Raw genomic sequence first — 13,476 nt, 5'->3', positions numbered from 1 at the left:
ATCATTCTCTTATATCAGGCTTAAGGCAGCGATGGAATTGGCAGGTAATTGACATCAGTGTTTGCCAGGTCAGCATTCCATGCATAACGGTTTGTTTACCCCAAACGGCCGGCGAATCAGGCAGTTGCGTGATGAAGAACTCAGGCCAGGCGTGGAAGAAGGCCTTGTTGACCTTGAAGGAACAAGGAACCTAAATGCTTGACGTAGCCGGACCCCTCAGAACAGGGGATGCAGCAGCAGGGCCAACAGATAAAGGGCCATGAGAGCGATGAACAGGATGTCCATCCTGCCCAGTTGCAGCAATCGGTAGTGGGTGCGCTGTTGACGGCTGCCCTCATAGCATCGGGCGTCCAAGGCCCGGCTCAGATTGTCAGCGTGGCGCAGAGCTCCGGCGAAGACGGGAACCGTGATGGCTATGGCCGCATGCAGGCGTTGCGAGAGCGAGCCGGACTCGATGGATCCGCCACGGGCTGACTGGGCTTCCACGATGGCCTGAACCTCACGTCCCAGTGTGGGGATGAAGCGCAGAGCCAGTGAGAGGACCAGGGCTATCTCATTGGTGTGGATGCCCAGCCTGGACAGTGGACTCAGCAGCGATTCACAGGCATCGGTCATCTGCGTTGGGGTGGTGGTCTCCACCAGGAGCGCGCCCAGAAAGATGATCAGCATGAAGCGGCAGGCATAGAGCACAGCCACCCAGATGCCGCCGGTGGTCAGCACGAATGGACCCCAGGCAGCCAGTCTACGGCCGGTCTGGGTGACCAGAAGATTGAATACGGCCAGTAGAAGCATGAGGATCAGAAAGCCCTTGACTGATTTCATAATGGAACGAAGTGGGGCCCGGGCGGCGGTAAAGAGGCCGATAGTAACCACCAGCGCCAGAACAAGCTGCGCAGGCGTGGAAATGGCGAAGGCGGTGAACATGGCTAGGAGGAAGGTCACCAGCTTGGCTCGCGGGTCCAGCCTTGCCAGCAAGGATAAGGGTTTCTGGTCGGTCTGAGCTTGATTGGTTTCTTGCTCGGCAGTTTCCTTCCCAGCGGCATCCTTCTTCGCTGTATCTGTAGCGAGCAGCTGGTGGTAACGTTCCACGACTTCGGCAGTCGGCCCATAGTCCAGCGTTTCCCCATGCTCCAGGAGTAGCGTCTGGTCGGCCAGATCCAGGGCCTCGCGATCGGCGTGGGTGCTCATGACGATGGTGACGCCGCGCTGATGGAGCACACGAAGCAGCCTCATGATGCGTGCGCAGGCCTGGGGGTCGAGGCTGGCGGTGGCCTCGTCCAAAACGAGCAGTTGCGGGCTGCAGGCCACGACTCCGGCGATGGCCACCAGCCGCCGCTGACCCCCCGAGAGGTCGAAGGGGGAGCGGTCGGCCAGGTTACTGATGCCCAGAAGCTTCATGGCCTCATCCACCCGCTGCTGCACCTGTTCGGGCCTATAGCCCAGGTTGTGTGGACCATAGGCGATGTCCTGGGCAACGGTGTCCGCAAAAAGCTGATGTTCGGGGTATTGCATGACATAGCCGACCCTTTGGCGCAGAAGCCTCAGGTTCTGGCGCCGCAGATGCTTGGCCTTGGGCCGGTCGGGCCCGGCCAGTGGGAGGCCGGCCACCTGGATGGATCCGCTGTCGGGAGCGGCCAGAGCACAGATGAGCCTGGCCAGGGTGGACTTGCCGGATCCATTGCGCCCGATGATGGCTAGGGTCTGTCCTGCCGCCAGCTCCAGATTCACTTGGCTGAGGGCTTTGCTCCCGGAATCCGCAAAACTGTAAGAGACATCCGACAACTTGACCATGGGGAGAGCGTGGTCATCGACCGGGGTCTTCGCATTCGTGTCTGATACCTTGCTTTGGGTCAGCGGATTTGGGTCAGGTTCGTCGACAAGGGCTGGCAGATCCTGCCTGTTCAGGATCTGGTTCGGACTTCCGGAGGCCACGATGCGCCCATGGTCAAGCACGAGGACCCGATCGGCCTGTCTGGCCTGTTCGAGCAGGTGGGTGATGTGGACGACAGCCGTGCCCTGGGTCGTCAGCCGGCAGAGGATTGATTGAATCTCCTGTCGACCGGCCGCGTCGAGCATGGCACCAGGTTCGTCCAGCACCATCATGCCAGGATTCATGGCCAGGCCGCCGGCCAGGGCCAGTCGTTGCTGCTGTCCGCCCGACATGCGGGTGGGATCATCATTCATGCGTGTCTGCAAGTCGACCTGTTTCAGGGCCGCTGGCACGCAGGAGAGCATCTTCTGGCGGGGCATGCCCAGATTCTCGGGTCCGAAAGCCACGTCGTCCTGGACGACGGTGGTCACGATCTGGTCCTCAGGGCTCTGAAAGACCATGCCGATGTTCCGCCGTGCCTGTCGGTAGGCCTCAGTGTCGATCTGTCGGCCCTGATCTGGGGTGTCGGAGCAGACCGCTCGGCCCATAAGCTCGACCTGGCCGTGGTCAGGTGCCGTCGCACCCGAGAGGATGCTTCCCAGCGTGGATTTGCCGGAACCATTTGCTCCCAGGATGCATAGATGCTCGCCTGCATGCACCTCCATGGAAAGATGGTCCAGGGCCCAGGTCTGGCCTTCGTCATAGGAGAAAGAGACCTGGTTGAGTCGGGCGACGGTTGCCTTCGAATCCGCTGAATCGGAGCCTGTGGATTGGGTCATGGATGCTGCCATGACGTTCCGAACCGCCGTGGCCTACTTGTTGATCAGCGTGGAGATGGGCTTGTAGATCAGGAAAGTGACCACGCCGTGGATGGCGAACTTCATCAGGTTGAAGGGCAGAAGGATCGGCACGATCATGGCGACCACCTTGGCCATGGACATGTGCGCATAGAAGGGGGTGATCACCACGTTGCACAGGATGGCTGCGATCACACCCAGGATGGCACCGGAAACGATTCCGATGACCGCTCCCTTACGGCTGTGCATCCTGCGGTAGACCAAGGCTGCCGGCACACTCAGGGCCAGGGCCACAATCATCGAGATCAGAGCACCGAAGGGGTTGGTAAACAGGTGCGGGACGAATCCCAGGATGGAGATGATGGCGGCAGCCGCTGGGCCGAAGGCGAAGCCGCATACCAGGACGACGATGCCCGAGGGGTCATATTTGAGCCAGGGTGCGGCAGGAAAGATCGGGAAGGAGAAGAAGCTCAGAACCATGGCCAGGGCTACGAAGAGGGCGTAGACTGCAATCCGCTTGGTCGACCAGCGTCCTGAACCACCTGCACCCGTGGAATGGACATCGTTGAAGCGCGTGTCCTTGTTTGTAGTGGTGTGCGAATGAGAATTGGGCATGCTCATAGAGGGCCTCGTTTCTTCCATCCGGACTGTAACCGTTGGCTTCGGATTTTGACCGATATCCACCGCTTGCGCGGGTCGCGGGCTCCCGGCACTCAGCCGGATACCGCCAGTAAGGACTTTCACCTTCCCTGAAACTGACGCTTTCAATATAGCTGCGCTCCTAAGAATGGTCAATTCCCTCTTGCTGCTGGTGCATTTCCAGACAGGCCAGGAAGGAAATAAAACCACTAAAAATCTAATGGCCGAAGAAGTACAGCCGCTTGAAAGTTCTGCCCGCTACTTGTCCTGACTCCCTGCCTGGAAATACTCCATGGAGCTGACCGGGCCCGCCAAGCGGAAGCCGTCATCCCCATAAATCACCTTGGTGACTGCGGTGTTGTCCATGTCAGGGATGGGGCAGTGGTCGTCGATGGCCACCAGGAACTGTTGCAGACACATGCCCGAGGAGACCACCAGGACGGGCCCGCCGCCCTCTTCGATGGCAGACTGGGCGATGCGCGTCAGTGCGCCGATCATTCTGCTACGGACCTGGGCCGTGGTCTCAGCCCGATCCTCTTTCTCCAGTCCTGCGGACAGGACGTCCTGGGCATCCAGCCGATGGAAGGTATCCTGCATATGGACGGGAATGTCCCTGCCGTAGGTTGCCTTGGCTGCGGCGAAGTCCTTGAACCCCATGGCGGCGCAGACCTGGTCCAGAGTGGTGCGCTCGTCCCGGCCCTCGAAACTACCGAAGTTGTCCTCGCGCAGGTCAGGGTCCACGCCCACACGCAGATCTCCATTGCCGGACATGTCAAGGGCCAGGCGGGCCGTTTCATACTGTCGGCTCAGATTGCCGCTCCAGGCTGCACGGAAACGAATGGGGCGCAGTCCCCGGCCGAACTGGCATACATCCTCACGACCTTGCTTGGTCAGGGGGAAATCGGACCAGCCCTGCATCAGATGCATGACGTTGGCCGTCGTCCTGCCGTGCCGGGTCAGGTAAAGGGTTGTCGAACCTGCTTCAGCGCCCGGCTCGGCGACGGATTGTGATGAAGATGCTCCATTGTTCATAGTTCATCACCCTACACGGCCCCCTTGCCGGGTCACCGGGGTACAGCTATGGTCAGGACCTGATGAAACGGCCCCCGTCGCCCCAGGTCCATGTGCCGCCGCCGGCTCCGATCTGGAAGTTCATTTTGGCTATGCCCAGGTCGACTGCGGACCCGTAGGAAACCGAGGGGTCCAGGGTGGCGATCGCATCGCCTGAATCCTTGTCCCAGGCGAAAACCACCGGCTGTCCGTTCATGGCCGAAGGAGCCTTGGCGGCGGCAGCCACGCCGGCCTTGAACCATTCCGGTGCATCCTGGCGGTCCTGCGCGCTCATGGCTGAGGTCAACTCCTCATAACTCTTGGAGGGTCGATGCTCGCTCTGTCGTTGGCAAAGCTTGTCGAAGTCCTGGTTGCCGTAGCCGATCTGGTCAGCCGGATAGCCGATGGTGACCACCAGATAGAGCGACTGGCTGGGGGTTATCCGACAGTGGCGCTCGGCCGCCTGACGATCCCAGCTGCCCGACACCCATCCTGTCCCCAGTCCGTACAGGGTGGCGGCCAGAACCATGCGCTCGCCATAGAAGCCGGCTTTTTCCATGCTCTCCTGATCATCCTTGGGGCCGACCATGGCCAGGTAGTTGGCCGCATTGGTCAGGTGACCGGAAGCGTTGTCGGCCGCAAAGGCGTCGGGTTTGCCCAGAACCAGCTGCATGTCCAGGCCGCTCAGTGTGTTCAGAGCGTTCAAAGTGCTGCCCAGCTGCCTGGCCAGGTCGGGATCGATGGGCTTGGGGTCGTATTCTCGGGTGGTGATGCGCACGTTGACTGCGTCAATAAGCTGTGTATGTTCGGTCATAACCTCATTATCCCACCCATTTCCCCTTCCTGCAGGGTAGTGGCACAGGGTTGGTGCAAGGGGCCGCGGCTTGGTCCGGCTTGTGCCGCTGCCAAGGATTGCAGAGGCATGCCTTGCGCTACAATCGCTACCGTGCCGGTTCGGACCCTCATCTTTGATCAGCTAAGGAGCAGCAATGATTGAAACAGCGCAGGCTTTCGGAGTGGATATTGGTGGATCCGGTATCAAGGCTGCCCCTGTTGACCTCACGATCGGTGATTTTGCAGAGCCTCGCAAGAAAATTCTCACTCCCGAGCACTCCACGCCAGAGGCTGTGGGGGTTGTCGTCAAGGAGCTCTTGGATCGTTTTGAAGTTCCTTCGGATGTGCCCGTGGGCATCGCCTTCCCGGCCCCTGTCAAGCCCGACAAGCCGCTCGATTTCATGGCCAACCTGGATCAGTCCTGGGTTGGCACCAATGTTCAGGAGGTCCTTTCCAAGGCCTGCGGCAGGCCCGTCAGCGTCGTCAACGATGCGGATGCTGCCGGTCTTGCCGAGGTGCAGTACGGGGCGGCCAAGGGGCAGAAGGGTCTGGTCATCGCCACGACACTGGGCACCGGCATCGGTACGGCTCTGATTTATAACGGTGTTCTGATTCCCAACAGTGAGCTTGGTCACCTGACGCTGGACGGCAAGGATGCCGAGAAGTACGCAGCTTCATCGGTGCGCGACCGCAAGAAGCTGAGCTACAAGAAGTGGGCCAATCGACTGACCAAGTACTACCGCCTGCTTGAGCACTACTTCAATCCCGATTTCTTCGTCGTCGGCGGCGGGGTCAGCCGGATGAGCGAGAAGTTCCTGCCTCACATCGACATCAAGACCCCCATTGTGGCCGCCAAGCTGCGCAACCAGGCCGGCATCGTGGGTGCCGCTTATCTGGCTGACCTTCGGCAAAAGCACCTGGGGTGAAGTAGGGTTTTTCCTGCGACTATCCTGTATGGGGCGTTCTGGCGACTGCCGGATCGGATGAGGAGTTGAAAAATCGTGCATTTTTCTCACCGTACCGGGTCTGACCGCCCCAATCGCATTGCCCTGGCCGAGGCCGAAGCACGTGCGCATGGTCTCAAGCTGGGCAGGCTGAATGATTCCAATCCCACCCGCTTCGGGCTGGCCCCGTCATTTCTGCCCCAAGTCTATGAGGCGGAACCGAGGGGACCTCTTGCGGCCCGCCAGTCCCTGGCTGGGTTTCTGACCAGGCGTCAGGGGTTGAACGAGAACCAGGGCGGTGCGGCAGTCGATCCTGATGACCTCTACCTGCTCTCCTCAACATCCCAGGCTTATTCCTGGCTGATGAAACTTCTCTGCGACCCGGGTGACGCCATTCTGGAACCCAGGCCCGGATATCCTCTGATCGAATCCATCGCCGGTCTGGAATGCGTCCGAACAATCCCATACCGCCTGACCTATGACGGGTCCTGGGTCCTTGACCTGGCCACGGTAAGGCAGGCCCTGGAGGGGCCTAGAGGCGACCGTATCCGTGCCCTGGTCCTTATCAACCCCAACAACCCCACCGGTTCCTACATTCATCCGGAAGAGCGTCGGTCGCTGCTGGAACTCTGCCAGCGGCAGGGGGTGGCCATCATCGTCGACGAGGTCTTCTTCGGCTATCCTCTGGATCCCCTGCCGGGCCGTGCCCGGCTGGCTGGTGAGGATCGGGTGCTGACCTTCGCCCTGGACGGGTTCTCGAAGAGTCTGGCAGCCCCCCATGCCAAGGTGGGTTGGATCCAGGTTTCCGGGCCCGCAGACCAAGTAGCCACCGCCAAGCGCCATCTTGACCTGATAGCCGATGATTACCTGCCCATGAGTCTTCTGATCACCAGGGATATGGATGCCATGCTCTCGGATATTCCCGTTCAGACCAGCCGGGTGGGCAAGCGTATCAGGGGCAATCTCGGAATCCTCAGACAGACACTGGGCCAAAAGGAGTCCTGCGTCTCCCTGCTCAGGCCTGAGGGAGGCTGGAACGTTCTGTTGCGCTTTCCTCAGGTCATCGACGAGGAGGAGCTGATTCTTCGCCTGATTGGGTCCTACGGGTTGACTGGCCAGCCCGGATACTTTTTCGACATGCCAGGCAACGGATATCTGGCCCTGTCGCTCCTGCCGGAATCCTCGGAATTCCGCCGAAATGTGAACTCAGTCGTCTCAGCTATCGGAAAAATAACCTGTTTATAACCCACGTTATGCATTGTTCACTCCGATAATATGTTCTGAACAATTGTCGTTTATGGAAGGGGGAGATTGACACGGCTCAATGATGAGCCACTGATTGCAAGGCTGCACACGAAGGAGTGATAACGATGGTAGACGAAGATAAGAATCGAAGGGGAAATCCATCCGAGGGGGTTGGTGCCCGAATCGGGGATGACATCAAGGCCATGGCCTCTGCAGATGAGACCGGAGGTGCTGTGGCGAATCAAGGCGTGGATCCAAGCCTGGCTCCGGATACGGGCAGAAGGCTCAACAGCGCGGAGAAGGTCCGCTTTGCCATTGGGTTCGTCCTGGTATCCCTACTCTGGGCCGCGCCCTTTACCATGGGGTCCGGGGTCCTCCTGCCTCAGATTTTCAATTCCCTGCATGGAGTCAGCGCTGAAGCGGCTCTGGGGACGATGAACTCGATCGGCTGTGTGTTCGCCTTGGTGGCCAACGTTGTTTTCGGCGCTCTCTCTGACATGTCCAGGTTCCGAGTCGGCAAGCGCACCCCCTGGATCGTGCTGGGCGGCATCATCGGCGCCCTTGGCTTCCTGCTGGTCATCCAGTCCCATACACTCCCCATGATCATCTTCGGCTGGTGCATTGTGCAGGTAGGCATCAACTGCCTGATAGCCCCGGCCGTGGCGGTCCTCTCCGACAGGATTCCCGAGTCGACCAGGGGAACCTATTCGGCACTCTATGGGGCCAGCCAGGTCATCGGCCAGCAGTTGGGAACCATCATCGGCAGCTCGTTCATGGCCAACATCCATACCGGCCTGGTAGTCGCCATGATCATCTTCCTCTTTTCCGGCATTCTCACCGTGCTGATCTGGCCCCGGGAGAAGTCGGCTGCCAACACGGTCGTGGAACGGACCTGGGCGGATGTCGGCCGGTCCTTCATACCGCCCACCAAGAACTGCCGCGACTTCTACCTGGCGCTTCTGGGCAGGTTCACCTTCGTCGTCGGCTGCTTCATGATTCAGGGCTACCAGCTTTATATACTGCAGAAGTACTGCCATCTGAGCGATGCCCAGGCCGCATCCACACTCAAGGTCATGGCACTGATCTCGGTGGTGACAACCATCCTGGCCTCCGTGGTCTCGGGTCCGCTCTCGGACTTCCTGCACAGACGGAAGGTGATCGTAGCCACCAGCTGCCTGATTCTCGCTGTCGGCATACTCTTCCCCTTCCTGATGCCGACCGCCACGGGCATGTATTTCTACGCCGCCCTGGCTGGAATCGGCAACGGCTGCTACATGTCAGTCGACCAGGCGCTGAACGTCGACGTGTTGCCGAACGCCAAGGAGGCGGGCAAGGACCTGGGCATCCTTAACCTGGCCAATACGATCGGTCAGGTGATCGCCCCCGGGTGCACCACGCTGGTCATTGGCGTTTTCGGCGGCTACAGGATGATCTTCCCAGTCGCCATCGTCTGCCTGTTGGTGGGAACCGTATTCATCATGATGATTCGCAAGGTCAAGTGAGTCTGAAAACCTGTAACCCGGACCTGTGCTGAGCAGCGGACCGGATAATCGAACCCGAAAGGAAAAAGACATGACAGAACAAACGCATACCAAAGCCAAGGATCTGGACCTGCAAGAGGAGGCCTCACTGACCTCGGGGTCCGACTCCTGGCACCTGCAGGGGCTGCCCGACAAGGGCTATGAAGGTTATATGATCACCGACGGCCCCTACGGCCTGCGCAAGGCCACTGGGTCCGACGTCTACGGCTCGGTTCCGGCCACCTGCTTCCCCCCGACTGCGGGGCTGGCCTCCTCCTGGAACCCCGATCTGACCTACCAGGTGGGTCAGGCCATGGGCGAGGAGTGCATCCAAGAGAAAGTGGCTGTAATCCTAGGGCCAGGCATCAACATCAAGCGTAGCCCGCTGGGCGGCCGAAACTTCGAGTTTTACTCGGAGGATCCTGTGCTGGCCGGGCATGAAGCCGCAGGACTGGTTGAGGGTGTCCAATCCAAGGGGGTTGGAACCTCTCTGAAGCACTTCGCAGCCAACAACCAGGAGACCGACCGGCTCAGGGTCAGCTCTGACGTGGATGCCCGCACCCTGCGCGAGATCTACCTGCCGGCCTTCGAATATGTGGTCAGGAATGCCAAGCCCTGGACCATCATGTGCGCCTACAACAAGATCAATGGCGTCTTCAGCTCGGAGAATCGCTGGCTGTTGACGGACGTTCTGCGCGGCGAGTGGGGCTACCAGGGCATGGTCATGTCAGACTGGGGTGCCGTCCACAACAGGGTCAACGCTCTGCAGGCCGGACTCAATCTGGAGATGCCGCCCTCCCGCACTGATGACCAGGTAGTACAGGCTGTACAGGCTGGCAAGCTGGACAAGGAGCAGTTGGACCGGATGGCCCAGGGAATCCTGGACCTGATCGACAAGGCCCGACCGGCCATGTCCCAACAGGGTTATCGCTACGATGTCCAGGAACACAACAACATGGCCCGTCGTGCGGCCCAGGAGTCCATCGTCCTCTTGCGCAACGAGGACCGGATTCTGCCTCTTGATCCGAAGCAGAAAGTTGCCGTCATCGGCGAATTCGCCCGGACTCCGCGCTATCAGGGTGGAGGTTCCTCGCACATCACGCCCACCGAGGTCTCATCAGCGCTGGATGGCTTCAAGGAGGCCGGTGTGAATGTGGACTTCGCACCCGGGTTCACGCTGGACGAGAAGGAACAGGATCCTGCTCTGACCCAGCAGGCGCTTGAGGTTGCGCGCGGAGCCGACACCGTGGTGCTCTTCCTGGGGTTGCCTGAATACGCCGAGTCCGAGGGCTTCGACCGTACCAGCATGGATCTTCCTGACAAGCAGGTGGCTCTGCTCAAGGCTGTGTCCGAGGTCAACGACCGGGTGGTCGCCGTCCTCTCCAATGGAGCCGTGGTAACGGTTGCCGACTGGATGGACAAGACCAAGGGCCTGCTGGAGACCTGGCTGCTGGGACAGGAGGGAGGACGCGCCGTGGTGGATGTGCTGACCGGTGCCGCCGACCCCTCGGGCCATCTGCCTGAAACCATCCCGGTCCGGCTGGAGGACAACCCCACCATCACCTCCTTCCCTGGCGAGGAGGGTCACTCCCGCTACGGCGAGGGCGTCTACGTGGGCTACCGCTACTACGACACCTTCCAGCGTCCGGTGGCCTTCCCCTTCGGATTCGGTCTGTCCTATGCCGACTTCGACTTGGATCAGGTTGCGGTGACCAAGACCGGAGCCAACTCGGCTCGGGTGGAGGTGACCGTGACCAACACCTCGCAGGTGGATGGCGCTCAGACCGTGCAGGTCTATGTGGCCCCCTGCGCCAGCCGGGTGAATCGGCCCAGCCATGAGCTCAAGGCCTTCACCAAGGTCTTCCTGAAGGCGGGACAGTCCAGCCGGGTGAGCATGGACCTGACCGAGCGCGACTTCGCTTACTGGTCGACGGCCATGGATGCCTGGCATGTAGAGGCGGGCACCTACCGCATCCAGGTGGGTACTTCCAGCCGCGATCTGGTTGCAGAAGAGAACCTGCAGGTGGATGGCGATGGCCGCTTCATTCCACTGAATGCCGAATCGACCATGGCCGAGTGGCGCGAGAATTCGATTGGCGGACCTATCCTGCGCGATCGTATCGATCAGGATGGCATACCGCTGCCCGACGATCCCAACACAGCCCAGCTCTTCGACACCATGCCACTGGCCTCGGTCATCACCTTGTCGGGTGGCGATGGCAATGGCATTGTGGCTGACATGGTCGATCGATATCACCAGGCCCTCAAGCAACAGGGTCTGGATTCCTGACATCACTGTCGGCTGGGCTCAGGGTGCTATAAACCAGACGGCTACGTTCATGGCCTGACTGAGGTCGAAGTGCTCCAGCAGGACCATGGCGTTGATAAATGTCAGGACCAGCCCAGCCAGACAGGCCAGTGTTAGCAGGCTCAAGACGGCCGCTCCCGCTGCGGAGCGGCCGTCTTCGTATGTTGAGGATGCGGTGGCCATAACCACAACAGCTGCCAGGCAGATCAGCCAGGCGAAATCGATGGTGTAGCGCACCGAGAATCCACCCAGATATGAGTCTGCAACCATGACCAGAACTGCCAGGGCCAGAGCCATGATCGAGGCGGGCATCCATCCCCGACGAAGCAGTTCTTTTCGCACCCGAGGCAGAGCAAGAAGAGCAAGGGCCAGTACAAGTACCGGGGTGGTGACCAGAAGCCCGCCCAGGCCGGGTTCGGTGAAGTGCCAGACCCGCATGGGAGCGGGGGAGAATTGCAGGTAGGGGAAGACCGGCAGTGCGGTCAAGGGCTGCAGCAGGTAGTAGCCAAAGATCTGAAGCAGGCCGCGGGTGCCGGGATGATAGTTGGTCAGGTCCAGGACGGTCATCTGATACCGGTTGCCGAAGTCCAGCAGGGATCCGAAGCGCCAGCGGTTGTACCAGAGCAGGGGAGCGGCCACCAGGAGGACCGGCAAGAGGCCACAGACCAGCAGGGACAGCGCCCGCCTCCGAGGCAGGTCTGCAGGATGGCTCCTGCGCGTGAAAAGGGAGTTGATGACTGCCCTTATTTCCTTGGCGAACAGAGGCAACGCCAGCAGGCCGGCAGCCAGGAAGGTGGGTCGGCAGCCCAGGGTGGCAGCCACTGACAGCGACCCAAAAAAGATTCGGGGTCTGGACAGATGCCAGGGTCGGTCCCCATCCTCCACGGTCCACATCCGTGTTGATCCACGACCCGAATGTTCGCCGGCGTCCGCAGACTGTCGCTGGACCCGTCTGGCCCCCATCCAGAGCCAGAGTCCCGTCATGACCGCCAGCAAGGAGGCATCGAAGGGAATCGTGTAGAAGTTGCGGCGGCACCAGAGGTAGACCATGCCGGATCCTCCCAGCATGGTTATAAGGGCCATGCCGACAGCGGCCAGGTTGACCCGGGGGAACCAGCGGGCCAGCAGGCGGATGGTGGCCAGGACGGTCATGATGGTGGCCGCCGCAACCAGCAGGGCTGCGGCCGAGCTGGTGGGCAGGGCATAGCCGCCCGGATGCACCAGGCTGGTTATCACTCGGTAGGGCAGGAAGAGCAGCAGCACCGGCAGGACACCGAAGTAGGAGTACCAGTGGCCGTTCCGGTAGACGTAGTCCCAATATATGGGTTGCTGGTCCTGGGCCAGCAGCGCGTTGCGGGTGGCTATGTCGAAGGGGTTTGCTGCCTGGGCCAAACCCGGTGCCTGGCCAAGATCCAGCCAGGGGCGTCCATGCAGCAGTGCCCGGGCCACGTGATCGTACTGGTTGAAGTCGTAGACATAGGCATGCGGCTGGTGGTAGGCCATGGGAGTGAAGGTGGACAGATCGTGCTGGATGTTCCAGCAGGACCAGGCTGCCAGCGGAGCCAGAATCAGGGCCAGGACCAGGCGCTGGCCCACCGAGCCAGTATCCAGCCGTATCCGCCAGAGGATCGAGCCGGGCAGGTAGCCCAGGATCAGCGCCGCCATGCAGGCCAGCATCAGTATCCGCGCCGGGTTGAGGTCCAGGGGGACCACCCTGACCGGAGTCATTCCGGTCAGCTCCAGCCGGGATCCGATGGGCTCCTGTATCCACAGTCTCATGGCCTGGATCCGGGCTCCGCTGGGTTTGCTCCTGATGCGCAGATAATGGCTGCGGGCCTGACCGGGGCAGATCAGCCCTCGGGTGCCCTGGGTCCAGTCCCTGTCGCCGGACAAGCGTAGGTCGAGACGTACATGGATCTGCGACAGGAATGAACCCTCGATGTCCTCTGCAAAGTAGGCCTGGGCGAAGGATGCCTGTCCATCCGCGACAGGGACATCCACCCAGGCGCCAGCCGGATCGGTGATCTTTAATCCCCCGCCATGCATCCGGGACAGCCCTGGTCCCAGCCGGTCCGGTCGGGATTCAATATTGTCTGCAGTCCCTGCCGAAGAGCCCGATGCGGAACCCGCCAGCGACTGCCAATGAGCCAGGTTGAATACCCCCAGTTCGAGGATGAGCACAACAATCAGTGCTACCAGCAGTCGGATGGTTGTGCCCCTGGCCGGGGTGGGGCGTCGCAGGGCTGGCAGAGTCATCACGGTTTTATTC

The 13,476-nt window shown here is 60.7% G+C and carries 9 protein-coding genes and 1 riboswitch; of the genes, 4 read left to right on the top strand and 5 right to left on the bottom strand.

Going from position 1 to position 13,476, the window contains the following annotated elements:
* Positions 1-216 precede the first annotated feature (216 nt).
* From GKC41_RS00960 to GKC41_RS00945, 4 genes are all read right to left on the bottom strand, one after another.
* The gene (locus GKC41_RS00960) at positions 217-2,661 is read right to left on the bottom strand and encodes an energy-coupling factor transporter ATPase (RefSeq protein ID WP_229281547.1); all 2,445 of its coding nucleotides are present in this window, start codon (positions 2,659-2,661) and stop codon (positions 217-219) included.
* Between the two features lie 21 nt (positions 2,662-2,682).
* The gene (locus tag GKC41_RS00955; RefSeq protein WP_373564664.1) at positions 2,683-3,309 is read right to left on the bottom strand and encodes an ECF transporter S component; all 627 of its coding nucleotides are present in this window, start codon (positions 3,307-3,309) and stop codon (positions 2,683-2,685) included.
* A riboswitch (FMN riboswitch) is annotated at positions 3,294-3,428 on the bottom strand. Its footprint overlaps the gene before it by 16 nt.
* Positions 3,429-3,564: 136 nt before the next feature.
* Positions 3,565-4,338 (bottom strand): histidine phosphatase family protein, encoded by a 774-nt coding sequence (locus tag GKC41_RS00950; RefSeq protein WP_154312531.1) that lies wholly within the window; start codon positions 4,336-4,338, stop codon positions 3,565-3,567.
* Between the two features lie 52 nt (positions 4,339-4,390).
* On the bottom strand, positions 4,391-5,170 hold the full coding sequence (locus GKC41_RS00945) for a nitroreductase family protein (protein ID WP_154312530.1): 780 nt from the start codon (positions 5,168-5,170) through the stop codon (positions 4,391-4,393).
* A gap of 175 nt (positions 5,171-5,345) precedes the next feature.
* Between GKC41_RS00945 and ppgK the strand changes: the two genes are divergently transcribed.
* The 4 genes from ppgK (at position 5,346) to GKC41_RS00925 (ending at position 11,189) form a co-directional block, all read left to right on the top strand.
* A complete protein-coding gene (gene ppgK, locus GKC41_RS00940; protein WP_015022089.1) occupies positions 5,346-6,116 on the top strand; it encodes a polyphosphate--glucose phosphotransferase in 771 nt (256 codons plus the stop codon).
* A 75-nt stretch (positions 6,117-6,191) separates the two neighbouring features.
* Positions 6,192-7,379: a pyridoxal phosphate-dependent aminotransferase gene (locus GKC41_RS00935; RefSeq protein ID WP_324611991.1), complete on the top strand. Its 1,188-nt coding sequence runs from the start codon at positions 6,192-6,194 to the stop codon at positions 7,377-7,379.
* Between the two features lie 125 nt (positions 7,380-7,504).
* Positions 7,505-8,881 carry an MFS transporter gene (locus tag GKC41_RS00930; RefSeq protein ID WP_229281546.1) on the top strand — a complete coding sequence of 459 codons (1,377 nt, stop codon included), beginning with the start codon at positions 7,505-7,507 and terminating at the stop codon, positions 8,879-8,881.
* 70 nt (positions 8,882-8,951) lie between these two features.
* Positions 8,952-11,189, top strand: a complete 2,238-nt coding sequence (locus GKC41_RS00925; protein ID WP_154312529.1) for an exo-alpha-(1->6)-L-arabinopyranosidase — start codon at positions 8,952-8,954, stop codon at positions 11,187-11,189.
* Between the two features lie 18 nt (positions 11,190-11,207).
* Here the strand turns inward: GKC41_RS00925 and GKC41_RS00920 are convergent, their stop codons facing one another.
* Positions 11,208-13,466 carry a hypothetical protein gene (locus GKC41_RS00920; protein ID WP_229281545.1) on the bottom strand — a complete coding sequence of 753 codons (2,259 nt, stop codon included), beginning with the start codon at positions 13,464-13,466 and terminating at the stop codon, positions 11,208-11,210.
* Positions 13,467-13,476: the final 10 nt, after the last annotated feature.

The organism is Bifidobacterium asteroides (genome assembly GCF_009683175.1).
GTDB lineage: Bacteria > Actinomycetota > Actinomycetes > Actinomycetales > Bifidobacteriaceae > Bombiscardovia > Bombiscardovia asteroides_H.
This window is presented reverse-complemented; position numbering and strand designations above follow the sequence as displayed.

Excerpts from the sequence above, each read along its gene's own strand:
- GKC41_RS00960 (WP_229281547.1), bottom strand. The coding sequence starts at position 2,661 with ATGGCAGCATCCATGACCCAATCCACAGGCTCCGATTCAGCGGATTCG.
- GKC41_RS00955 (WP_373564664.1), bottom strand. The coding sequence starts at position 3,309 with ATGGAAGAAACGAGGCCCTCTATGAGCATGCCCAATTCTCATTCGCAC.
- GKC41_RS00950 (WP_154312531.1), bottom strand. The coding sequence starts at position 4,338 with ATGAACAATGGAGCATCTTCATCACAATCCGTCGCCGAGCCGGGCGCT.
- GKC41_RS00945 (WP_154312530.1), bottom strand. The coding sequence starts at position 5,170 with ATGACCGAACATACACAGCTTATTGACGCAGTCAACGTGCGCATCACC.
- ppgK (WP_015022089.1), top strand. The coding sequence starts at position 5,346 with ATGATTGAAACAGCGCAGGCTTTCGGAGTGGATATTGGTGGATCCGGT.
- GKC41_RS00930 (WP_229281546.1), top strand. The coding sequence starts at position 7,505 with ATGGTAGACGAAGATAAGAATCGAAGGGGAAATCCATCCGAGGGGGTT.
- GKC41_RS00925 (WP_154312529.1), top strand. The coding sequence starts at position 8,952 with ATGACAGAACAAACGCATACCAAAGCCAAGGATCTGGACCTGCAAGAG.